Genomic DNA, 23,024 nt, shown 5'->3' with positions numbered 1-23,024 from the left:
CCGCCAAGCCTAACGAGCAGCGCCGGGACGGTCTCCGTCCCGGTCACCGGCACCCGGCCGCATGAGCGGAATCAGCGTGCGGTTACCCTGACCGGCATGGCGATGGAAGCCCCTGAACCCCCCGTGGACTACGACGTCCACACCACGGCGGGAAAGATCGCGGACCTGGAGCGGCGCCGGTACGAGGCGGTGCACGCCGGCTCGGCACGCGCCGTCGAGAAGCAGCACGCCAAGGGCAAGATGACGGCCCGGGAGCGGATCGACGCGCTGCTCGACCCCGGCTCGTTCGTGGAGTTCGACGAGATGGCGCGGCACCGCTCCACCAACTTCGGGATGGAGAAGAACCGGCCGTACGGCGACGGCGTCGTCACCGGGTACGGCACGGTGGACGGCCGCCCGGTCGCGATCTTCAGCCAGGACTTCACGGTCTCCGGCGGGTCGCTCGGCGAGGTCTTCGGCGAGAAGATCGTCAAGGTGATGGACCACGCGCTGAAGACCGGCTGCCCGGTGATCGGCATCAACGACTCCGGCGGCGCGCGGATCCAGGAGGGCGTGGTCGCGCTCGGCCTGTACGCGGAGATCTTCAAGCGGAACGTGCACGCGTCCGGGGTCATCCCGCAGATCTCGCTGGTCATGGGGCCGTGCGCGGGCGGCGCCGTGTACTCCCCGGCGATCACCGACTTCATCGTCATGGTCGACCAGACCTCGCACATGTTCATCACCGGGCCGGACGTGATCAAGACCGTCACCGGCGAAGAGGTGACGATGGAGGAGCTGGGCGGGGCGCACTCGCACAACTCCAAGTCCGGCGTGGCCCACTACCAGGGGTCGGACGAGGAGGACGCGATCGAGTACGTCAAGGCGCTGCTGTCCTACCTGCCGTCGAACAACCTGTCGGACGCGCCCGCGTTCGACGTGCCGGTCGACGTGGCCGAGCCGGTCGAGGAGCTCGACACCCTCGTCCCCGACTCGCCGAACCAGCCGTACGACATGCACACCGCGATCGAGGGCGTGCTGGACGACGGCGAGTTCCTGGAGGTCCAGGAGCAGTTCGCGCCGAACATCATCGTCGGGTTCGGACGGGTCGAGGGCCACTCGGTCGGCATCGTCGCGAACCAGCCGATGCAGTTCGCGGGGACCCTCGACATCGACGCGTCCGAGAAGGCCGCCCGGTTCGTCCGGACCTGCGACGCGTTCAACATCCCGGTGCTGACGTTCGTGGACGTCCCCGGCTTCCTCCCCGGCACCGACCAGGAGTGGAACGGGATCATCCGGCGGGGCGCGAAGCTGCTGTACGCGTACGCGGAGGCGACCGTCCCGCTCGTCACGATCATCACGCGGAAGGCGTACGGCGGCGCGTACGACGTCATGGGGTCCAAGCACCTCGGCGCCGACATCAACCTGGCGTGGCCGACCGCGCAGATCGCGGTGATGGGCGCGCAGGGCGCGGTCAACATCCTGTACCGGCGCGACCTCGCCGCCGCGGAGGACCCGGACGCCCGCCGCGCGGAGCTGATCACCGAGTACGAGGACACGCTCGCCAATCCCTACATCGCGGCGGAGCGCGGCTACATCGACAACGTGATCAAGCCGTCCGAGACGCGCGGGCAGGTCGTGCGGGCGCTGCGGGCGCTGCGCGAGAAGCGCACGACGCTGCCGCCCAAGAAGCACGGGAACATCCCACTGTGACCGTTTCTCAGGCGAGTTCCCGGGTGCCTGCGGGGCGCCCGGGGCCGACTTTGGTGCTGACTCTCCCAGGAGGTCGGGTTTCGTGACCGCTGAGCAGAAACCGTTCCTCCAGATCGTCCGCGGCGACCCGGGCCCGGAGGAGATCGCGGCGCTCGTCGCCGTGCTCACCGCCCGCGCCCGCGCCGCCGCCGCGGCCCGGGACGGCGCGGGCCCGGCCCGGCCGTCCCGCTGGGCCGACCGGTCCCGGCTCGTCCGCACCACGTTCGCGGGCGACCCCGGGCCGCGCGGGCCGGGCGCGTGGCGGGCCGGGGGCCTGCCCCGCTGACCCCGTCCGCGGCGGCGGACGGCCGAAGCGGAATGTAACCGTGGTTCGCGCCCAGTGGGGGGCTCCGCACGAATAAGGTGGAAGGCCATGGCCACCTCGGAGTACGTTCCCCAGCCCGCGCGATACGCGATCTTCGTCGACGCGGGTTACCTCTACGCGGCCTCCGGGGCCCTGCTGCTCGGCTGCGGTTCGCGCCGGGAGTACCGGGTCGCGGCGGAGAAGCTGATCAAGGCGCTCACCGACCACGCCGACGAGCAGCGCCGCGGCGAACTGCTCCGGGTGTACTGGTTCGACGCCGCGCCGAAGCGGCAGCCGACGGTCGACCAGCGCGTGATCGCGAACCTTCCGCTGGTGAAGCTGCGCCTCGGCAACCTGAACGCGCAGGGCCAGCAGAAGGGCGTGGACGCGCAGCTCCGCGCCGACCTGGAGGCCCTCGCCCGGCACCGCGCGATCACCGACGCGGTGCTGCTGGCCGGCGACGAGGACATGCTGCCCGCCGTGGAGGCCGCCCAGCGCTACGGCGTCCGCGTGCACCTGTGGGGCGTCGAGCCCACGCACGGCTCCAACCAGGCCGAATGGCTGGTGTGGGAGTCCGACACGGTCGAGGTGCTGGCCGCCGACTTCCTGCGCCCCTACTTCACCAAGGCCAAGGTGCTGCCGGTCCCCGCGCCCGGCAGCGCCGCCGCCGTCCGGGACGCCGCGGCCGCCGCGCAGCGCGCGAACCCCGTCCCGTCCCCGTCGCAGGTGTTCGCGGGCAAGCCGCCGTCGGTCAAGCCGGTGCCCGCCGCCGTCCGCGCCGCCGTCCCGGTGCCCGGCGCGGCGACGCCCGCCACCGTGGCCGCGTCGATGAACTCCGCGGCCGCCCCGGCCGACGTCAAGCTCGGCCCCGACCGCGACCACATGCTGGAGATCGGCGAGCATGTCGCGCAGAAGTGGATCTTCGAGCGGGGCCGGGACAACATCCGCGACCTGCTGCCCGGCCCGATCCTGCCGCCCGTCATCGACAAGGAGCTGCTGATCGAGGCCGAGAAGACCCTGGGCTCGTCGCTGCGCCCCTACCAGGAGGCCCGCACCTGGCTGCGGGACGGCTTCTGGGAGCGCGTCTACCGCGAGTTCGGCATCGGCATCGGCAAGTCCGACTAGCTCCCGGGCCGCACCACCGATTCACGTTTGGCGATTGTCCGGACACGGTACGTCGTCCCTCGGTAAGGTCCCCGCCGTGACTGGGGGGTGACCATGCGTGAGTTCCGCTGAAGGACGGTCCCGGGCCACCGCGCTGCTTCCCACCGTCCTCCTCGGGCTGAGCTGCGGCGTTCTCGCCGGGTGCGAGTCGCCCGTCGCGTTCCACCGGCCCGGGGAGCGGTCCCCGGACGATCCGGTGGTCGGGCTGGGCGGGCCGGCGCCCTACCAGAGCGTCCGGCCGGACGCGCGGCGCACGGCCGGGGCGGACGACCCGCCCGCCCCGGGCGGCGGGGTGCCGGTCGCGCCGGCGGGCGGGCGCGTGTACGCCGCCACCGGGCCCGGCATGATCGCGCCGAACGCGCGCGGGCTGCCGCCCCGGATCTACGTCGCGAACGGCCGGGTGGTCGACGTCATCGACCCGGACACCGCCGCGGTCGTCGGGCGGCTCCGCACCGGGGCGACGGCGTCGCGGGTCGTGCCGTCGTGGGATCTGCGGCGGCTGTGGGCGATCGACCGCGCGCACGGCCTGCTCGTCCCGATGGGACGGCGCGGCCGACCGGTCAGGGCCCCCGGCGCCGCCGGGCTCTACTTCACGCCGGACGGGCGGGACGCGCTCGTGCTGGCACGCCGCCGCATCGACGTCCGCGCCCCGCGCACGATGGAGCCGCGGGCGTCGGTGCCGATGCCGTGCTCGGCGTCCCACGCCGACTTCTCCTTCGGGGGCGCCTCCCTGGTGGCGTCGTGCACGACCGCCGGCGCGCTCGCCGTCGTCGATCTCGCCGGTCGCCGCGTCGCGGGCACGATCCCGCTGCCGGACGGGGCGCGGCCCGGCGATCTGCGGCTCTCCCCCGGCGGCACGGTGTTCTACGTCGCCGACGCGGCCAAGGGCGGGGTGTGGCTCGTCGACGCGCGGCGGTTCGCACTGCTCGGGCTCGTGGCGACCGCCCCGGGCGCCCGCGGTCTGGCGATCAGCCGGAACGCGCGGCGGCTGTTCGTCGTGGGCGGCGGCACGCTCACGGCCGTCGGCTTCCGGACGCGGCGGGTCGTGTCCCGCTGGCCGCTGCCCGGCGGCGGCTCCCCCGTGCCGGGCGGCGTGTCCTCGGACGGGCGGGCGCTGTGGCTCGCCGACCCGGCCGGCCTCGTCTACGCCGTGTCCACGAGGACCGGACGCGTGGTCCGCGAGATCCGGGTGGGCGGCCGCCCCGCCGGCCTGTGCGTCCACCCGCAGCCGGGCCGCTACTCCCTCGGCGGCACCGGCCTCTACCGCTGACCGCCCGGCCCCCCGCGCGCGGCTCAGCGCGTGACCGCTCCGGCGGACCATTCGGGGACGAGTTCCTCGACCAGCGCCTCGGTCTCCGGCTGGAGCCGGTCGAGGAACGGGTCGCGCACCACGCGGGCGCGCAGCTCGTCCACCACCACCTGGACCTGCGCGACGTCGCCCGTCGCGTGGGTCGCGCGGAGCAGGTCCCGCCACAGGCCCTCGTCCTCGGGCGCGAGCCGCAGCCCGGCGCGGGCCGCGCCGACCGCGCCGCGCGCGTCACCCTCGTCCAGCCGCAGCACGACGAGCCGGTGCGCGACGTCGATGATCCGCGCGGGCGTCTCGTACTCCAGGTCGTGGTTCGCCAGCCACGCGTACCGGCCGCGGGGCCGGCCGGCGAGCAGCGGGCCGCGGACGAGGTCCAGCGCGTACGCCATGTAGGCGGTCTCGGACGCGGGCTCGGCCGCCGACCGCCACACCAGCCAGCGGAACATGGCGATGTCGACCCGCACCTCGGAGCCGAGCCTGATCCGGCCGCGCTCGTCGGTGTACAGGTTGGGGCGGCCCCGCGCGTCCCGGCCGAGCCAGTCCGACACGCGCGCCACGGTCGCGTCGCGGACGCCCGCGCTGACGCCGCGCGGCCAGATCGCGCCGGACAGCACCGTCGGGTGCACGCCCTCCGGGTGCGCGGCGAGGAACACCAGCAGCTCGGTGCACAGCTCGCGGCGGCTCTCGTCCATCGGGCCCGGCGCCTCGATCTCGATGGGGCCGAGCAGCCGGATGTCGACCGACGCCTGCTGCGCCGCGGGCGGCTCCGCGCCGCCGGCGAGGCCGGGCAGGTCCACCGAGTCGAGCCGCCCCGCCGTGCGGAACAGCTCGAACACGCCGCGGTAGTCGTCGTCGCGGACGAGCTGCGCGTCGACGTCGAAGCCGAGCACGCCGGCCTGGAGGCGCCCGGCGGCGTCGACGTCCCACGTCCAGGTGGCGCCCTGCACCTCGCCCGGGACGATGTACCCGGCGGCCATCCGGGTCCCGGTGCGGGCGAGCGCGACGAGCCGGTCGGCCTCCTGCTCGTCCGGGGCGTCCGCCATGATCAGGTAGTGCGGCATCCACGCCTCGCCGAACACGCCGCGGCAGCGTCCGGTGAGCACCGAGTCGACGCCGGACGCGGCGAGCGCCTGCCGCACCTCCTCGCTGCGCCCCTCCAGCTCGGGCAGCGCGTCGCGGAGCATCGGGACGGCCCGGACCCGGTCCGGGGCGATCTCGGTGAGGCCCTCGCCGAGCTCCGCGTCGAACCCGACGAGCGTGATGCGCATGTGGTCGGACCAGCGGTTGGTGGCCAGCTCCAGCGCGACCGCGGACAGCGCGGCGCGGCGGACGTCGTCCGGGCCGCGCAGCGCGATCAGCCCGTGCGCGGCCTCCAGGTCGACGAGGATGCGGCCGTTGGCGTTCGTTCCGATCGACACCAGGCCCGGGTAGGGGGCGAGGACGTCGGCGAGGCCCGCCGCCTCCAGCATGGGCAGCGCGTCGGCGCGCAGCCGCCACACCTGCCCGTCGTCGAACGCCTGCCAGGGGGCGGGCGGGTTGCGGTCGGCGGGCGCGATCCACAGGTCGAGGCTGCCGCGCCCGAGGTGGACGCCGTAGACGGTGGGCAGGGCCCGGCCGCCCGCCGCCATGGACTTGGACATGTGCCGCAGGCCGAGGTCGAGGAGCTTGGCCGCGTCGTCGTCGGCGCCGATCCGCAGCGCCCGCTCCGCCTCGGCCGCCTCCCCCTCCGGGCGGACGACCATCTGCCCGAACGCGCGGTTCCACAGCTGGGCGCGGCGGCGCCGGCCGAGCGCGGCGAGCAGCCCGGCGGCGACCAGCGACGCCGCCGCGAGGCCCTGCGGCCAGCCGAACTCGAACGCGGTACCGGTGTCCTCGTGCTCCGGGGCCCCCTGGCCGGGGACCTCGGCGCCGCCGCTGCCCGCGTCACCGCCGAGTTCGCCGGACGGGCCCTCCGCGTGCGCGGGCGGATGCGCGGGCTCGGACTCCTGCGGGGCCTCCTTCTCCGGCGCCGGGCTCTGCTCGGGCGCGGGCGTCCGGCTCTGCTCCGGTGCGGGCGACGCCGACGCCGGCGGCTGCGATGCCGGAGGCTGGGACGCGGGCGGCTGCGATGCCGGCGGCTGGGCCGGCTGCTCCGGCGCCGGGTCGGGCTCGGGAGCGGGCTTCTCCGGCTCGTCCGGGACGGCGTGCCCGTAGCGGAAGTAGTCGTGCAGGTCCTTGACGGGGACGACCTTCGCGCCCTTGGCGTCCGCCGGCATCTCCAGGATCCAGCCGGGGCGGATCAGGCTGGCGATCGTCAGGCGCGTCCCGTCCGGCTGGACGTGCCCCTTGTTGAGGGAGTAGATCTCCTTGTAGCGGCGGCCCTCGCCGAGGCACTTCTCGGCGATCTCCCACAGGCTCTCGTGGTGGCGCCCCTCCGGCGGCTGCACGCGGTAGATCTTCGTGGTGGCGGACTTCTCCGCCGGGTTCGCGGCGAGGTCCTCGGCGACCCGGTCGGCGGCGGCCGGACGTTCCGGCGCGTCCGGCACCTGGTGGAACGCGGCCGACTGCGGCTGCATCTGCGCCGGCGCCGCCGCCGGCGGGCGCTGCGACAGCCCGCCGCCGGAGAACGCGGGCATGATCGTGGTGGTGGCGGTGAACAGCAGCAGCGCCGCGACGACGAGCCGGTGCACGAGCGACTGCGTCCCGCCCGCGAGCGGCACCCGCGCGGGCACCCCGACGCCGCGCACCCCGGCGTACACCTCGACGACGACGCACGCCGCGAGTTGCAGCCAGGCGAGCCACACCAGCGCGACGAGGATCGCGATCAGCGACCCCGGCCCCACCTTCTGGGTGAGGTCGGACGCGGCCGGCAGGTGCTCGGGCAGCGGCGACCCGAACAGCGTGAGCAGCGCGAACGGGACGCCTGCCAGCAGTGCCGCCAGCGCGGCGACCGCGCCGATCCCGGCCAGCACGTCGCCGGCGCTCCGGCGCCCTCGCACCCGGACGGGCGTCCGCCGATCCTGCCGCGTCACCATCGCGTCACCATCGCGTCCCTGCCGTTTCCCCGGAGGTCGCCCTCATCGTAAGTCCGTTCTCCCGCTCGATCACGGCCCATCTCACGGCCCGCCCCCTCCGGTGACCGGGCGGGCGGTCGCGGTGGAGGACATCCGGAACTCGCCGAAGCCGGGGATGATGCCGAGGAGCTGCGGCCGCACGCTGATCTGGACGGTGACCGCGACCTCCTGCTCGTCGGCGTCGCACTGGGACGCGGTGACCCGGTCGGGGTAGGCGGCGAGCAGGTCGCACGCCGCCGCGCGGGCCCGGCCCGGGTCGAGGACGGGCTCGCCGGTCTCGCGCAGGGCGGCGGTGTCGATCTGGTTCGCGCCCGCCCGCGCGGCCTGCTCGGCCATGTCGGCGGCCCGCTGCCGGGCATGGATGGCGAGGCCGCCGTCCACGAGCAGCCCGGCCAGCAGCAGGACGATCGGTGTGAACAGCACCGTGTACATCGCGATCGTGCCGCGGTCGCCGCGCTCGCCGCGCTCGGCGGTCCTCATGGCGCGGCTCCCGGGTCGTCGGCGCCGCCGGCTTCCGTCCCGCGGTTGGTGAAGGTGTCGACGGGCGCGATCGCGTGGCCCTGCAGGCGCTTGGTGCCGGGCAGCCCGATGAACGCGAGGTCGCCGAGGTCGACGTCGCAGGTGATCGTCACGCCGACGCTGCCGCCCGGCCCCCAGGCGGACACGTCGGTCCGCACGGACGGCCCGCCCGAGCACCAGTCGGTGCCGCGCATCCCGGCGGCGGCGGTGTCGGCGGCGAGGGCCTGCGCGGACCCGGCGCTGCGGGCGATGGACGCGGCGCGGGCGGCGTCGCGGGCGGCGCCGTCGACCTGGCTCTTGGCGTCCACCATGCGGCCGGCGCCCGCGAGGAAGAGCAGGAACGCGATGAAGATGGGCGTGACGAGCACCATCTCCAGTGACATCGAGCCCCGCTCGCCGGCGTGCTCTGACGCGCGGCGTCTCACGGGCCCGCCCCCTGCTGGCAGGCGGTGCCGGCGCCGACGTCCGGCCGGAAGCACTCGATCGGCCCCTGCGAGCGCTGCGACACGTGGAACGTCATGAACGGGACGACCTGGACCGCCTCGCCGCTCACCTCCACCCATCGTTCGTCGTTCTCCTCGCCCGCCCGCACCTGGAGGCCGCTCAGCAGGTCCGGGCCGATCTCGCGGACGGACCCGGCCGCCTTCGCGGTCGCCACGCCCTCCCAGCCGCCGCCGACCGGCGACGTCCGCGCGACGCGGGCGCCCGACTGCGCGGCGGCGAGCGCGACGTGCCGGGCGTGGAAGACCATGGCGAACTGCACGACGACGAGCATCACCAGGATGAGGATCGGCGTGAGCAGCGCCCACTCCATCGACGACACGCCCGCGTCGGACCGCAGGAGGGGGGCCGCGCGCTCCCGGAGCCGCATCGGGGGTCAGCCCGTGTTGATGCTGTTGGCCTTGTCCTGGATCTTCTTCTGGATCACCGCGCCGATCGTGATGGCGATCAGCGCGAGGATCGCGGTGATGATCGCCCACTCGATCGCGGACGCGCCGCGGCTGCGCTCCTCGTCCGAGCGCAGCCGCGCCATCCGGGCGCCGAGCACGGCGCGCAGATAGGCCACCGCCGGATCGTTGAGGGGGTTGAGCGGGTTCATACGGACACCTCCACGGGGTCGGGGGCGGGCCCTGGGGTCATGACGCGAGCACCCGCATCAGGGCCGGATAGGCGAGGAAGATCAGGAATCCGGCGCAGAGGAACAGCTGCGCGACGAGCATCGACTGGGAGCGCTCGCCGGCCTTGCCCTCCAGCTCCGACAGCTCGCGGCTGCGCATGGACGCGGCGCGCGCGGCGAGCGACTTGCGGACCTGCGCGCCGTCGTCGGAGACGAGCGCGAGCGCCCCGGCGAGGTCGCGCAGCTCGGCGATGTCGAGCTCCTCGCCGAGCCGGCCGAGCGACTGCCAGGGCGTCTGCCCGGTGATGCGGGCGTTGGACAGCGCGTCCCGGATGCGGTGCATGGCCCAGCCCTCGCCGACCCGCGACGCCGTCATCAGCGCCTCCGGGACGCCGCGCCCGCCCGCGAGGTTCATCGAGACGAGGTCGAGGAACGCGCCGACGACGTGCCGGAAGTCCTGCCGGCGGGCCTGCGCCTCCTGCCGGAGCTGCATGTCGGGGAAGAAGAAGAACAGCACGGCGAACAGCACGCAGATCCACGCGGGGACGGCGACGGACGAGCCGAGCCCGAGCAGCGTGAAGTAGGCGACGATCAGCGGGATGAACAGCAGCGCGGCGGCGGGCAGCAGGAACTTCGAGGCGAGGAACGCCTCCAGCGACCGCTCGGTGATCGCGAGGTCGGCGCGGATCCCGCGCAGCCGCCAGCCGCGCGCCTCGCAGAACCGGGCCAGCTCCCGTCCGACCTTCGCGCGCACCCCGCCGACCCGTTCGAGCGTCGGCGACATGCGGCCGAGCTGCTGCTCCTCCAGGTCGCGGCGGCGGGCGGCGTCGAGCGCGGCCATCCGGGCGGCGAGGCCGGGACGGGCCGGGAACAGCGCCCGGACGAGCGCGTACAGGCCGAGGCCGACGACGGCGCCCGCGATCATCGCGGCGTTCACGGCGCGCCACCCCCTCCGGCGTCCATGGTGTGCCGGCCGCGCAGCGGGAGCTCCGCCTGCTCGCCCTGCCAGCCGGCGACGGTGCTCGGCACCTCGCCGGGCACGCCCGGCTCGGCCGGCCTGCGCGGCTCGCTGAGGAAGCGCCCCGGCAGCTCGTACCGCGACAGGCGGCGCAGCCACAGGAACGCGGCCCCGTACAGGGCGACGACGACGCACAGGACGAGCTGCCCGAGGAAGTCGTCGTACGGCTCGACGTAGGAGTGGTTGAACACGGCGAGGGCGAGGGCCGTCCCGACGGAGACGGCGACGACGATGCGGACGCTGCGCCGGGTCGCGCGGCGGTCGGCCTCGACGCGGCGCCGCATGTCGAGTTCGGCGCGGGCGGACGTGGCGAGCGCGCTCAGCATGTCGCGCAGGCCGGGCCCGCGCAGCTTGGAGTTCAGGATCAGCGCGGCGATCACCAGGTCGGCGGACGGGTCGTCCAGGTCGTCGGCGAACCGGCGCAGCGCCTCCGGCATCGGGACGCGGGTGTGCAGCCGGTCGACGAGGTCGCGCAGCGGCTGCTGGAGGGCGGGCGCGGCGGCGCGCTGCGAGGCGGGGATGGCCTGTTCGAGGCCGACCGCGCCGGCGATGGTGTCGCGGAGCGACTCCGTCCAGCCGGCGAGGCCCTCCAGGCGCGCCATGCCCCTGCGCTCCTCGGCGGCGCCGCCCGCCAGGCCGTTCCAGGCGAGGACGAGCGCGCCCGTGCCGGCGGCGGCGATCGGCCACCGCGTCACGACCAGGACGAGGAAGCCGACGATGACGGCCATGGCGGTGCGGGTCGTGAGGGTGCGGACCAGGTCCTCGCGGCTGCGCCCGCGGGCGGGCCCGGGACGGGCCGGCAGCCCGCGCAGCGCGACGACCAGCAGCAGGAGCCCGCCGCCCGCGGCGGCGCCCGCGACGACGGCGAGCAGGACGTCCGGCGTGTACATCACCAGGCGCCCCCCGCCGCCGGGTCGTAGCCGTACTCGGCCAGCTCGGCCGCGCACGCGATCGGCGCGGACGGCACGGCGAACCCGCCGGTCCCGAGCGCGAACACCTCCGACGACAGGACCCGCCCGTCCACGCCGGTGACCTCCCGGACGCTGGACACGTACCGGCGCAGCCGCCCCCCGGACGCGTAGTCGTTGCGCTTCTCGATGAACACGACGAAGTCGATCGCGCCCGCGATCAGCATGTGCGTCGCCTCGACCGGCAGCCGCTCCGCCGACTGGATCGCGTACGTCGCGACGCGGTTGAACACCTCCACCGACGAGTTCGCGTGGATCGTGGACAGCGACCCGTCGTTGCCCTGCGTCATCGCGTTCAGCATCGTGACGATCTCGTCGCCGAGCACCTCGCCGACGATGACGCGGGACGGGTTCATGCGCAGCGACCGGCGGACGAGCTCCGCCATCGAGATCGCGCCCTGCCCCTCGGAGTTCGGGAGGCGCTGCTCGAACGCGACGCAGTTCGGGTGCAGCTCGGGGAAGGCGTCCAGGCCGAGTTCGAGGGCGCGCTCGACGGTGATGAGCCGCTCGTGCGGCGGGATCTCGTTGGCGACCGCGCGCAGCAGCGTCGTCTTCCCCGCGTTCGTCGCGCCCGCGATCATGATGTTCTTGCGGGCGAGCACGGCGGCGCGGAAGAACTGCCCGATCTCCTGCGTGAACGTGCCGTTGCCGACGAGGTCGGCGAGGAACACCTTGCCGAGCCGGGCGCGCCGGATCGACAGCGCGGGGCGGACGGTCACGTCCATCACGGCCGAGAGCCGCGAGCCGTCCGGGAGGCGCAGGTCGAGCTGCGGGTTCGCGGTGTCGAACGGCCGCGACGACAGCCCGCTGTAGGCGGCGAGGATCTGGATCAGCTCGACGAGCTCCTCGTCGCTCTCGGCGACCGGCTCGGCCATCACCTCGCGGCCGTCGGCGTAGCCGATGAACACGCGGTCGCACCCGTTGATGTCGATGTTCTCGATCTCGGGGTCCTCGAGCAGCGGCTGGAGGCGGCCGACGCCGAACAGCGCGGCGTGCACGCCGGCGGCGAGCGCCTCCTCCTCTTCGGCGTTCGGCGGGCGGCGCCCGGACGTGATCTCGCCGCGCGCGAACTCCTCCAGCACCTGGCCGATCAGCGCGCGGGCGTACTGCCGCTCGTCCTCCCCGGACATGGGCGGCAGCCCGTTCGCGGCGTCCAGCCGGCGCTGCTGCGCCAGCCGGTCGCCGACCTCCTGGCGGAGGCGTTTGACGAGCCCGTGGTCCATCTAGCGCCTCCCCTCCGGCCGCACCCCGACCGGGGCCTGCGCCGCCGCCTCGGCGTGCGGCGACCGCGCGAGGCGTCCGGCGAGGTCGGCCGCGACCTCGCGGGCCGACCGGATGAGCAGTGACCGGTCCAGCCGCCCGCCCCACTGCCCGGACAGCAGGTCGGCGCCCTTGGGGTCGAGCGCCAGGCCGCCGAGGACGGTCACGCCGGGCGGCGGCGGGCCCTGCGCCGGGTCGGGGACCTGGCCGCGGCCGCGCGCGCCCGCGATGATCCGGTCGACCTCGGCGACCGAGCCGCGGAAGTCGCGCGGGTCGGCGAGCACGAGCACCCCGATCGGCGGGCCGCCGCGCAGCTCCTCGGTCAGCGCGCCGACGCGTTCGCGCAGGTGGGCGACCTGTTCGAGGGTGGCGCGGGTGAGCAGGACGACCATGTCGGCCTCCCGCATCAGCTCGGTCAGCGGGGTGCCGGCGCCGAGCCGCCCGCAGTCGGCGAGCACGTCGACCGGGGCGAGGCCGGCGAACGCGCGGCCGAGCGGCCCCCACAGCCATGTCATCGCCTGCGCCTGCTCGGCGTTGGTGATGCCGACGAGGACGTCGAGGCCGCCGACGAGCCGCTGGCAGTGCTCGGCGATCTGGTCGGGGCGCAGCCCGCGGCGGGCCGTCGCGGCGAGGCTGAGCAGCCCCCGGGACGGGTTGAGCATGCCGCCGTCCCCGTCCCCGTCGGGCTGGGCGGCGGGCAGCCGGTACACGAGGTCGCCGCCCGCCTGGTCGCACTCCGCGACCAGCACCGGGCGCGGCCACACGGCGCCGAGCGCGACCGCCGCGGTCGTGACGCCCGGCGCCCCCTTGTCGGCAGCGAGCGCGATGAGTGCCACCGTCAGTTACCGCCCGTGCCCGGTGCCGGGGTGCCGCCTGGAAGGGGGTCCACGCCGGGCTGGTCCCCGGTGCCGCCGGGGCCGGTCTGCCCGGCGGGCTTGTTGGGCGGCGCCGCCGTCGTGCCGGGCGGCAGCAGCGCGATCGCGACCGCGCCGGCGGACGCCGCCTGCGTCACCTGCGCCGCGTCCGCCGGGAGGACGGCGACGTCCACGCTGGTCTGGTCGGAGCGCAGCCGGGTCGGGCCGCCGGCGTCGGCGCCGCCGACGCCGATCACGACGGCGTCCTGGGCGAGGACGGTCCCGGCGCGCGGGGCGCCGTTCTGCGCGCCGGAGCCGACCGCGTACAGGGTGACGCGGCTGCCCTCGACGACGTCTCCCGCCGGCATCTGCCCGGGTTTGAGGGCGAGCCCGACGATGACGCGCCCGTTCTCCGGGGCGGTCTCCGGGCTGATCATGGAGTTGGTCAGCAGCGCGCCCTTCACCAGCGGGACGGCCGCGATGTGCCGGGTCACCTTCGCCCGCTCCGTCCAGGCGAGGTACTGGATCCCGGTGTCGCCGATCTGGACCTCTTCGAGGGCGCTCGCCGGGATCTTCTGCCCGGCGGCGACCGGCTGCGCGACGCGGATCGCCGACACCCGCTCGCCGCTCGCCATCACCAGGTAGGCGCTGGCGAGGGCGCCGCCGAGGATCAGCAGCACCGCGAGCGCCGCCAGCGCGGGCTTGCGCTCGCGCGGCGAGGTGGGAAGCCGCTGCCCCCCGGAGGTGCCGAGCCCCGACCGGCCGAGCCCCGCCGTGCCGCCGGACGAGCCCGCCGCCCCACCACCGGAGACGGTCGACTGGTTGGCCTTCATCGCGCTGCCCACGCGCTCCTTCCCGCCGTCCCGCGGACCTCGTCCCACATGGTCCGCGCATACCGAGCGATCCATGCTTGCGGGGGCGGCAAGGTCCCGTCAATGGATTCGGTGATGTGAAGCCGTTCCGTATCCATGCGTACAGCGATGACCTGCGAATTTGTCGGTCACATGACTACTTACCACCAGTCACATCAGTCACTGACCACATGCTGGACACCTTCGGAGGCCGCGCGAGGGCCCCGGGCGTCAGGGTTTCTCAGGGTTTCAGGCCGGCGAGACGGCCGAGCAGGGTCATCGTGTGGTCGAAGTAGGCGGCCCGCTCCTCGATCACGTTGTTGAATTGCCCGAACAATTCGAAACTGACCGTTCCGTACAGTCCGGCCCACGCGGTGAGCCCCCGGACGATCACCTCGTCCGGGACGTCCATGAACAGGGCGGAGCGCACCCTGGCCATGTCGCCGGCCAGCGCGGGCGGGCACGGGCCGGACGGTTCCAGCGCGCCGGCGGCGTGCGCCTCGCCGATGATGCGCGCGAGGACGACCGTGTCGCGCATGGCGGCGGGGACGGTGTCCTCGGGCGCCTTGTAGCCGGGGACGGGCGATCCGTACAGCAGGGCGTACTCGTGCGGATGCTCCAGCGCCCACTCCCGGACCGCTCTGCACACGGCCAGCCACCGGCCCGCGAAGTCGGCGGCCCCGGCGTTCGCGTCGGCGCGCTCCACGGCCTCCCCGACCGCGTTGTAGCCGTCGATGATCAGGGCGGTCAGCAGCTCGTCGCGGCTCGCGAAGTACCGGTAGATCGCCGAGGACACCATGCCCATCTCGCGGGCGACCGCGCGCAGCGACAGCCCCGCCGCGCCCTCGGTGGCCAGCTGCCGTCTCGCGATCTCGGTGATCTCCCGGATCAGCTCCGCCCGGACCCGCTCCCGTGCCGTACGACCTGCGCTCATGGCGCGAGCCTAGCAGAGCGACGCACCGAATCGAGAGCACTGCTCTTGACATCACCGCTCTCTAGAGAGAGCATTGCTCTCGTAACGGAGCATCGAGCACCTGGAGGCGGTCATGCCGAACCTGGCGACCCTGCACGACGAGTACGCGCTGCGCGGCCGGATCGACGAGTCCGCGCCGGTCACCAACACGTCCAGCGTCCTGATCGACGCCTCGCCGGCGCGGGTCTGGGACGTCCTCGCCGACCTGCGCGGCTGGGAGACCTGGGCGCCCGGCTTCAGGCTGCGCGCCCTGCACGCCGTCGAGCCGGGCCGCGAGTTCCGCTGGGCCCAGAACGGCACGCCGCTCCGCTCCCGCTTCGCCGTGGTCGCACCGGGCCGCGAGCTGAGCTGGACGGGCACCTGCCTCGCCCTCTACCGGGCCGTGGACCGCCTGGTCCTCGCCGAGGAGGGCGGTCGCACCCGCGTGACCGTCCAGGAGTCCCTGACCGGGCCCCTCGTCCGGCGCCTCTACGGGCAGCGCAAGCTCCGCGAGGGCCACGAGATCCGGCTCGCGGCCCTCAAGACCCGCGTCGAGGACGCCGCCTGACGCGGCGAGACCTCACATCGAAACCTCAGACCGAAACCTCAGCAGAGGAGAGCACCATGGGCAAGCACGTGATCGTCGGAGCGGGGCAGGTCGGAACGCACCTCGCCGAGCGGCTCGCCGGGCGCGGGCACGACGTCGTGGTCGTGACGCGGTCCGGGTCGGGGCCCGAAGGGGTCGAGCGGGTCGCGGCGGACGTCGCGGACCGGCCCCGGCTGACCGAGGTCGCCAAGGGCGCCGACGCGCTCTACAACTGCGTCAACCCGAGATACCACCGGTGGGTGCAGGACTGGCCGCCGATGGCGTCGTCCTTCCTCGGGACCGCCGAGGACACCGGGGCCGTGCTGGTGACGCTGAGCAACCTGTACGTCTACGGGCCGGTCGACGGGCCCATGACCGAGGACCTGCCGCTCGCCGCGCCCGGCACCAAGGGACGGGTGCGGGCGAGAATGTGGGAGGACGCCCTGGCGGCGCACGAGGCCGGGCGCATCCGGATGACCGAGCTGCGGCCGTCCGACTACTACGGGCCGCGCAGCACCGACCAGGCGTACATCGGCGAGACGCGGTTCGTGCGGCCGCTGCTCGCGGGCAAGCGGGTGTGGTACTTCAGCGACCCGTCCGTCCCGCACGCCTGGACGTACCTGCCGGACGTCGCCGAGGCCCTCGCCGTCGCCGGGACGGACGAGCGGGCGTGGGGGCGGCCCTGGCACGTCCCGACGGGCCCGGCCGTGTCCACGCTGGAGGTCGCCGAGCGGCTGTGCGCGATCGCCGGCGCACCGGAGCCGCGGGTCAGCGAGGTGCCGCGCGCCCTGTTCAACGCCCTCGGGCCGTTCTCGCCGCTGCTGAGGGAACTGCGGGAGACGCGCTACCAGTTCGACAAGCCGTACATCCTGGACTCCTCCGCGTTCCAGGAGACTTTCGGGGTGGCGCCGACGCCGCTGGACGACGCCCTCGAAACGATCGTCGCGGCCTCCCGCGAGCGGACGGGGGTTGATGCTTAAGCTGACTGCGGTCGACCAGCGGACGTCGGAGGCACGGATGCGGATCTCGTTCACGGCGCTGACCGGCGGAGGACCCCGGGATGTCGTGATAAATCTCGATTCCGAGGTCACCGTGGACGGCGTCGCCCAATCGCTCGCCGCCACCCTGGACGGCCCCCGGCCGGCTCTCACCCCCCGGTTCTCCAAGGCCGCCCTGCTCGCCAAGGACGGCCGGCCCGCCACCGACGGGGGCCCCCGCCGGGCCCTCTGGATGGACGGCCGGATGCTCGACCCGCAGGCCCTCGCCGTGAAGGAACTGCGCGACGGCGCCGTCGTGGCCGTCGAGCAGCGCGGCGCCGCCGCCACCGTCCTCGCCGAGCCGACCGGCCTCGTCGAGGTGCGCGTCATCGGCGGCCCGGCCGCCGGGTCGGTGCACCGGCTCGGGCTCGGCACCAGCACGATCGGGTCCGGGCACGACGTGGACGTCGTGCTCGACGACCCGTCCGTCCCCGCCCGGTCCCTGCGGCTCACGGTCGGGCGGGAGGCCGTCGAGGTCGAGGCGTCCGCACTGACGATGCGGGGCTCCGCCGCGCTGGACGGCACCCCGCTCGGCGCGAAGACGATCTGGCCGGTGGGCGGCCTGCTCACGGTCGGCGGCAGCGTCCTGACGCTCGCGCCGAGCAGCGCGCCCGACGCCCACCTGGAGCCGCTGCCCGAGGGCGGCCTCGCGTTCAACCGGCCGCCCCGGCTGCGTCCGGCGCACCGGGCGCGGACGCTGGACGTCCCGAAGCGCCCCGAACGCAACCCGCGCGAGCGGCTGCGGCTGTTCGGCGCGCTGCTGTTCTCGGCGTTCGGGCTCGTCATGGCGTTCGCGCTCGGCCAGTGGTGGTGGGCGCTGTTCGCGCTGGCCTGGCCGGTGATGACGCTCGGCGAATGGATCGGCGACCGGCTGCACGGCCGCAAGTCGTACAAGAAGGCGCTGAAGGAGTACCACCGCAGGTCGGGCGAGTTCGACGACGAGATGGAGCGGCTGCGGCGCGAGGACGAGGCGGAGCGGCGGGCCCTGCACCCCGACCCGGCCGAGGTGCTGCTCACCGCGACCGGGCCGCGCCGCCGCCTGTGGGAGCGGCGCCGCGACGACGCCGACGTCCTGCACCTGCGGCTCGGCCTCGCCGACCTGCCCGCCCGCATCGAGCTGACCGGCGAGGCGGGCGAGGTGCCGGTCCCGGCCGCCCGGCAGGTCCCGGTGGCGCTGCCGCTCGCCGACCTGGGCGTCATCGGGCTGACCGGGCCCCGGCACGCCTCCCGCGGCCTGGCGCGCTGGCTGGTCGCGCAGGCCGCCGTCCTGCACAGCCCCCGGGACCTGGCGATCGTCGTCCTGTCCGCCGACCAGCGGTCCGGCACCGAGTGGAACTGGGTGCGCTGGCTGCCGCACTGCGCGCCCCGCGAAGGCGAGGACTGCGTCGCCCTCGTCGGCACCGACCCGGAGTCGGCCGCGCACCGCGTCACCGAACTCGCCATCAAGGTGACGGAACGGCGGCGTGCCGCGCAGGCCGAATCGTCGTTCTTCGGGCAGGAGGGGGCGCCCTCCGTCCCGTACAACATCCTGATCGTGCTGGACGGCGCGCGCGCGTTGCGCCGCATACCCGGCATGCCGATGCTCCTGTCACGAGGCGCCGAGTACGGCCTCTACGCCGTCTGCGTGGACGACGAGGAACGCCTCCTCCCGGAGGAATGCCAGGCCGTCGCCGCATGGGAACCGCAGTGGCCGTCGCTGATCCGGCTCCAGGGGCAGGGGCTCGACGACGTCGGCCCCGTGGTCGCCGACCAGGTCTCGGCGACCTGGTCCGACCGGGTGGCGCGCGCGCTGGCCCCCGTCCGGGACGTGTCCCGCGAGGACGCCGACGACTCGATCCCCGCGGACGTGCGGCTCCTCGACGTCCTCGGCATGCCCGACCCGACGGCCGAGCACATCCTCCAGGCGTGGAGCCAGGCGGGCGGGCGCACCACCCGCGTCCCCATCGGCGTCGGCTCCGGGCAGACCTACGAGGTCGACCTCCGCGCCGACGGCCCGCACGGCCTCATCGCGGGAACCACGGGCGCGGGCAAGTCGGAACTGCTGCAGACGCTCATCGCCTCCCTCGCCGTGGCGAACCGCCCGGACGAGATGACGTTCGTCCTCATCGACTACAAGGGCGGCGCCGCGTTCAAGGACTGCGGGCGCCTCCCCCACACCGTCGGCATGGTCACCGACCTCGACGGCCACGCCACCGAACGCGCCCTCGAATCCCTCGCCGCCGAACTCCGCCGCCGCGAGGAGATCCTCCTCGAAGCGGGCGCCAAGGACATCGACGACTTCAACGACCTGCGCGCCGCCGACCCCGGGCTGCCGACCATGGCGCGGCTCGTCCTCGTCATCGACGAATTCGCCGCCATGGTCACCGAACTGCCCGACTTCGTCACCGGCCTCGTCGACATCGGACGCCGCGGACGGTCCCTCGGCGTCCACCTGATCCTCGCGACGCAGCGTCCCGCCGGGGTCGTCACGGCCGACATCCGCGCCAACACCAACCTGCGCATCGCGCTGCGCGTCACCGACCCGGACGAGTCCGCCGACGTCCTCGACTCGCCCGACGCCGCGCAGATCTCCAAGTCGACGCCCGGACGCTGCTACATCCGCTCCGGCGTGTCGGCGCCGCAGCCCGTCCAGTCCGCCCGGATCGGGGGCCGCCGCCCCGGCGACGCCGGCGCCACCGGCCCGAGCGTCCTGCCGCTCCCGTGGCAGGGCCTCGGCCACCCGCTGCCCGCGCCCCGCGACCCCGCCGACGACACCACCCTGGCCACCGATCTGGGCGTCCTCGTCCAGGCGATCGACGAGGCCGCCCGCCGCGCCGGCATCGCCCGCCGGCCGTCCCCGTGGCTGAACCCGCTGCCGGAGCGCATCAGGCTCACGACCCGCACCGCCGCCGGGGGCTCCGTCGTGGACGTCCCGCCGATCCGGTTCGGCATCACCGACCTGCCCGGCGTCCAGTCCCGCGAGGAACTGGGCCTCGACCTCGCCACCGGCGGCCACCTCTACCTCGCCGGCTCCGCCCAGTCGGGCCGCTCCACCGCGCTGCGCACCATCGCCGGCTCCCTCGCCGCGTCCTGCTCCCCCTACGACGCCCACCTGTACGCGATCGACTGCGGCGCCAACGCGCTGCTCCCGCTCATCTCCCTGCCGCACTGCGGCGCCGTCGTCACCCGCGACCAGCTCGACCGCTGCGAACGGCTCCTCACCGCGCTGACCGCCGAGGTCGCCCGCCGCCAGCAGCTCCTCGCCGAGGCGGGCTTCGCGTCCCTCGCCGAGCAGCGCGCCGCCGTCGCCGCCACCGACCGCCTCCCCTGGACGGTGCTGCTCCTCGACCGCTGGGAGGGCTTCCTCGGCGCGTTCGAGCACTACGACTACGGCCGCCTCGTCGACCAGGCCGTCCGCCTCCTGCGCGAGGGCGCCGCCGTCGGCCTCCGCGGCGTCTTCACCGGCGACCGCTCCGGCCTCGGCGGCCAGATCTCCACCGTCTTCGACCGCCGCCTCCTGCTGCGCATGGCCGACCCGAACGACTACGGCTACGGCGGCCTCCAGGACCGGCAGATCCCCGCCGCCATGCCGCCCGGCCGCGCCCTCGAACCCGGCGCACCCGGCACGCCCCCGCGCGAATCCCAGATCTGCATCCTCGGGGACGACCCGTCCGGCACGTCCCAGGTGGCGGTCCTCCAGGAGATCGCCCGCACCTGCGTCACCCGCTACGGCCGCCTGCCCCGCCGGCAGCGCCCCCTCCACGTGGACGAACTCCCCGTCCGCGTCACCTACCGCGAGGCCATGTCGCTCGACCCCGACTTCACCGCCCCGTCGCCCCTCTGGGCGCTGGTCGGCGTCGGCGGCGACACCCTCGCGCCCGTCGGCATCGACCTCCTCAACGAGGGCCCCGGCTTCGCCGTCGCCGGCCCGCCCCGCTCGGGCCGCTCCACCACCCTCCGCACGATCGTCCACTCCCTCCTGGACCCGGCGGTGGGCGGCGGGCTCGTCCCCGTCGTCCTGGTCACGCCCCGCCGCTCGCCGCTCCGCCAGCTCGCCGGCCACCCCGGCGTCCTCGGCGTCCTGACCTCCGACTCCGACCCCGACGACCTCGCCGACGCCATCGGCGACGAGCACCGCTACGCCGTCATCGTCGACGACGCCGAACTCCTCGACGAAACGGACATGGACGACGCCCTCCGCGACGTCCTGCGCACCGCCCGCGACGGCGAGCACGCCGTCGTCATCGGCGGCACCACCGCCGACCTGAGCCGCGGCTACCGCGGCTTCCTCTCCGACACCCGCCGCTCCCGCTCCGGCGTCCTGCTGTCCATCGACTCCCCCGACGACGGCGACCTCTTCGGCCTCCGCCTCCCCCGCAACGCCCCCCTGGGCGGCCCCACCGGCCGCGGCCTCTTCGTCGCCACCGGCCTGACCACCCAGATCCAGACAGCCCTCCCACCCACCACCGACTGACCACCCACCGACCGCCATCCGGCACGCCGCGCCCGCCGAGAAGCACCTCAGCGAACGCGTCGACCCTGACCCGTCATGGCGGCAACCCGGCGTCACAGGCGGCCGATCCTCAACACAACACCGGTGCCACCCACCGTCGCACCACCCGCCCGCTTGCCCTTCGGCGCGAACGTGGTCGTGCGTCAGCTCCTTCACGCGTCAGGGCCGGTCGAGTACTCCTGCCTTGATCCGGTGGAGCAGACGCCCGAACTGGTCGCCGGTCACGTCCAGCCGTCCCCCATCGGGATCCTTGGAATCCCGGATGCCCACACCGCTGATCAACCCGGCCACCTCGACACACATCTCATCGTTCGAGCTGCCGCTGTACGAGCTCTTGCGCCAGTTGACCACCATCAGAAACCCTCCATGAGCTGCCTGATCAGGGCACGGGATTCGCCTTCGGACGAGGCTTTTGCCCCGATCAACTCGAAATCTACGGCCATCTCCCGCACCTCGGCAGCATCCTGGGCCAACCTGCCGCCGCGGAACGCACCGATGTAAGCGACGTCCCTGTGTTCCAGGCTCATGATCTGGAACGGCCCATTCAGTCCAAAGTGCCACCCCGCTGAACGGGCGATGACTCGAATGCTCACGGTCGGACGCTCCCCCAGCTCCAGCAACCGCTGGAGCTGGGCCTTCATTACCCGGACACCTCCAGTCGGGCGGTCCAGGGCGTCCTGATCGATGAGGACCATGATCAGTGGATGGTCTTCCCTGCCAATGATCAACTCCTGCCGCGCCATGCGGTCCATCAGTGCCTTATCGATGTCCGCGATGCGAGCCATCGACAACACTGCGCGGGCATAGTCCTCGCTTTGCAGCGGAACGGGAATCGTCTGCCCCTGGTAGATGCGCAGAATTCTGGCCTTCACCTCGTACTCGACGCTCTGGCGGAACCAGTCAGGGTTGTGGAGCGCCCGCGCGAAGAACAGGAGTCGCTCGAAGTGCCCGCCCGTGTCCCACGCCTCGTCGAGGGCCTTCGCCTGCTTCATGTCGATGCAGGCACGCCCCGCCTCCAGGTTCGCAACATGCGAGCGGACGCAGTTGATGATCTGGCCGACCTGGGTGCCGGTCAACCCTCGCTTCAGACGATAAAACCGCAGGTCATAAGCGAGCCAGGCGTAGAGCGAGGACGCGGGGTCGATCTCATCGGCAGCGCTCATGGACATCTCCCGGGGGTTGAGATGTTTATGAATACACATCAGTCTAGCCACCCTGCGTGACCCTGGAGGCACGATCCGTAAATCTCTCCAGGAAGGAGCCGGCGACCGATGATGAGCACACCGGACTGCCTGCTGATCCCCATGCTGGCGTCGAAGGCTGCGGCCGGCCTCGCACGCACGCTTACGAAAACGCGCCTGCACAATTGGGGCTACATGCATATTTCGGACGATGCATTCCTGATCGCCTCGGAACTGATCGCCAATGCCGTGACGGCCACGCCCGGCGAGGAGATCCGGTACCAGTGCAGCCGCGACATCGCCGGCGTCCTCATCGCCGTCTGGGACGCCAGCCCGGAACCACCTCAGGCGCGTCCGGTCGTCGAGCTGACGCTCGACACCCTCGACGTCTCGAAAGAGCACTGGGACGACAACGGCGGCCGGGGCCTCCCGCTTGTCGCGGCCCTCGCCGCCTCATGCGGCCACACCCCTGACCCGACCGGCGGCAAATGGGTCTGGGCCCGCCTCAAGCCCTGACAGAGATGATGTAGGTGAGCACCTCCCGACGGGGTCTGACCCAAGCCCTGACTGACTTCGTGTCTTCCACGGGATCTGTCGTCCCCGGCCGGGAGGTGCTCGTGTGCACTCACCGTGC

The 23,024-nt window shown here is 74.0% G+C and carries 21 protein-coding genes; 8 read left to right on the top strand and 13 right to left on the bottom strand.

Going from position 1 to position 23,024, the window contains the following annotated elements:
* Positions 1-96 precede the first annotated feature (96 nt).
* The 4 genes from SM611_RS11960 to SM611_RS11945 all read left to right on the top strand — a co-directional run bounded on the left by SM611_RS11960 (position 97) and on the right by SM611_RS11945 (position 4,466).
* Positions 97-1,689, top strand: a complete 1,593-nt coding sequence (locus tag SM611_RS11960; protein ID WP_371949537.1) for an acyl-CoA carboxylase subunit beta — start codon at positions 97-99, stop codon at positions 1,687-1,689.
* 82 nt (positions 1,690-1,771) lie between these two features.
* Positions 1,772-2,014 (top strand): acyl-CoA carboxylase subunit epsilon, encoded by a 243-nt coding sequence (locus SM611_RS11955; RefSeq protein WP_371949535.1) that lies wholly within the window; start codon positions 1,772-1,774, stop codon positions 2,012-2,014.
* Positions 2,015-2,101: 87 nt separating this feature from the next.
* Positions 2,102-3,157 (top strand): NYN domain-containing protein, encoded by a 1,056-nt coding sequence (locus SM611_RS11950; protein ID WP_371949534.1) that lies wholly within the window; start codon positions 2,102-2,104, stop codon positions 3,155-3,157.
* Between the two features lie 97 nt (positions 3,158-3,254).
* Complete coding sequence (locus tag SM611_RS11945) at positions 3,255-4,466, top strand: YncE family protein (protein ID WP_371949532.1); 1,212 nt, start codon at positions 3,255-3,257, stop codon at positions 4,464-4,466.
* A gap of 23 nt (positions 4,467-4,489) precedes the next feature.
* Here the strand turns inward: SM611_RS11945 and SM611_RS11940 are convergent, their stop codons facing one another.
* The 11 genes from SM611_RS11940 to SM611_RS11890 all read right to left on the bottom strand — a co-directional run bounded on the left by SM611_RS11940 (position 4,490) and on the right by SM611_RS11890 (position 15,076).
* A complete protein-coding gene (locus SM611_RS11940) occupies positions 4,490-7,516 on the bottom strand; it encodes a BTAD domain-containing putative transcriptional regulator (RefSeq protein ID WP_371949530.1) in 3,027 nt (1,008 codons plus the stop codon).
* 81 nt (positions 7,517-7,597) lie between these two features.
* Positions 7,598-8,035, bottom strand: coding sequence for a TadE/TadG family type IV pilus assembly protein (locus SM611_RS11935; RefSeq protein WP_371949528.1), 438 nt, complete (start codon positions 8,033-8,035; stop codon positions 7,598-7,600).
* The gene (locus SM611_RS11930; protein ID WP_371949526.1) at positions 8,032-8,499 is read right to left on the bottom strand and encodes a TadE family protein; all 468 of its coding nucleotides are present in this window, start codon (positions 8,497-8,499) and stop codon (positions 8,032-8,034) included. The genes SM611_RS11935 and SM611_RS11930 overlap by 4 nt, the downstream gene beginning before the upstream one ends.
* The gene (locus SM611_RS11925; protein ID WP_371949524.1) at positions 8,496-8,945 is read right to left on the bottom strand and encodes a TadE family protein; all 450 of its coding nucleotides are present in this window, start codon (positions 8,943-8,945) and stop codon (positions 8,496-8,498) included. The genes SM611_RS11930 and SM611_RS11925 overlap by 4 nt, the downstream gene beginning before the upstream one ends.
* A 6-nt stretch (positions 8,946-8,951) precedes the next feature.
* The gene (locus SM611_RS11920; protein ID WP_371949522.1) at positions 8,952-9,173 is read right to left on the bottom strand and encodes a Flp family type IVb pilin; all 222 of its coding nucleotides are present in this window, start codon (positions 9,171-9,173) and stop codon (positions 8,952-8,954) included.
* 37 nt (positions 9,174-9,210) lie between these two features.
* Positions 9,211-10,128 (bottom strand): type II secretion system F family protein, encoded by a 918-nt coding sequence (locus SM611_RS11915; protein ID WP_371949521.1) that lies wholly within the window; start codon positions 10,126-10,128, stop codon positions 9,211-9,213.
* Positions 10,125-11,099: a type II secretion system F family protein gene (locus tag SM611_RS11910; protein ID WP_371950027.1), complete on the bottom strand. Its 975-nt coding sequence runs from the start codon at positions 11,097-11,099 to the stop codon at positions 10,125-10,127. The genes SM611_RS11915 and SM611_RS11910 overlap by 4 nt, the downstream gene beginning before the upstream one ends.
* Positions 11,099-12,400 carry a TadA family conjugal transfer-associated ATPase gene (locus SM611_RS11905; RefSeq protein WP_371949520.1) on the bottom strand — a complete coding sequence of 434 codons (1,302 nt, stop codon included), beginning with the start codon at positions 12,398-12,400 and terminating at the stop codon, positions 11,099-11,101. The genes SM611_RS11910 and SM611_RS11905 overlap by 1 nt, the downstream gene beginning before the upstream one ends.
* Positions 12,401-13,273: a hypothetical protein gene (locus SM611_RS11900; RefSeq protein ID WP_371949518.1), complete on the bottom strand. Its 873-nt coding sequence runs from the start codon at positions 13,271-13,273 to the stop codon at positions 12,401-12,403.
* A gap of 2 nt (positions 13,274-13,275) precedes the next feature.
* A complete protein-coding gene (locus SM611_RS11895; protein ID WP_371949517.1) occupies positions 13,276-14,136 on the bottom strand; it encodes a hypothetical protein in 861 nt (286 codons plus the stop codon).
* Positions 14,137-14,383: 247 nt separating this feature from the next.
* The gene (locus SM611_RS11890) at positions 14,384-15,076 is read right to left on the bottom strand and encodes a TetR/AcrR family transcriptional regulator (protein WP_371949515.1); all 693 of its coding nucleotides are present in this window, start codon (positions 15,074-15,076) and stop codon (positions 14,384-14,386) included.
* Positions 15,077-15,188: 112 nt separating this feature from the next.
* Between SM611_RS11890 and SM611_RS11885 the strand changes: the two genes are divergently transcribed.
* From SM611_RS11885 to SM611_RS11875, 3 genes are read left to right on the top strand one after another with little or no spacing between them, the layout of a single operon-like run.
* Positions 15,189-15,662: an SRPBCC family protein gene (locus SM611_RS11885; RefSeq protein ID WP_371949513.1), complete on the top strand. Its 474-nt coding sequence runs from the start codon at positions 15,189-15,191 to the stop codon at positions 15,660-15,662.
* A gap of 56 nt (positions 15,663-15,718) precedes the next feature.
* Entirely contained in the window at positions 15,719-16,660 is a 942-nt protein-coding gene (locus SM611_RS11880; RefSeq protein WP_371949511.1) for an NAD-dependent epimerase/dehydratase family protein, read from the top strand.
* A complete protein-coding gene (locus tag SM611_RS11875; RefSeq protein WP_371949509.1) occupies positions 16,653-21,170 on the top strand; it encodes an FtsK/SpoIIIE domain-containing protein in 4,518 nt (1,505 codons plus the stop codon). Before SM611_RS11880 ends, SM611_RS11875 begins: the two co-directional genes overlap by 8 nt.
* Before the next feature lie 198 nt (positions 21,171-21,368).
* Here SM611_RS11875 and SM611_RS11870 read toward each other — a convergent pair whose 3' ends face one another.
* Together SM611_RS11870 and SM611_RS11865 are read right to left on the bottom strand one after the other, a co-directional pair.
* Entirely contained in the window at positions 21,369-21,563 is a 195-nt protein-coding gene (locus SM611_RS11870; protein ID WP_371949507.1) for a DUF397 domain-containing protein, read from the bottom strand.
* Positions 21,563-22,372: a helix-turn-helix domain-containing protein gene (locus SM611_RS11865; RefSeq protein WP_371949506.1), complete on the bottom strand. Its 810-nt coding sequence runs from the start codon at positions 22,370-22,372 to the stop codon at positions 21,563-21,565. The genes SM611_RS11870 and SM611_RS11865 overlap by 1 nt, the downstream gene beginning before the upstream one ends.
* Positions 22,373-22,480: 108 nt before the next feature.
* Here SM611_RS11865 and SM611_RS11860 point away from each other — a divergent pair, with 108 nt between their 5' ends.
* Positions 22,481-22,906, top strand: a complete 426-nt coding sequence (locus SM611_RS11860) for an ATP-binding protein (protein ID WP_371949504.1) — start codon at positions 22,481-22,483, stop codon at positions 22,904-22,906.
* The last annotated feature ends 118 nt before the right edge of the window (positions 22,907-23,024 follow it).

Origin of the sequence: Actinomadura monticuli (assembly GCF_041463655.1) — a bacterium.
Taxonomy (GTDB): domain Bacteria; phylum Actinomycetota; class Actinomycetes; order Streptosporangiales; family Streptosporangiaceae; genus Spirillospora; species Spirillospora monticuli.
The sequence above is the reverse complement of the archived record's forward strand: the minus strand, read 5'-3'. Positions and strand labels throughout refer to the sequence as shown.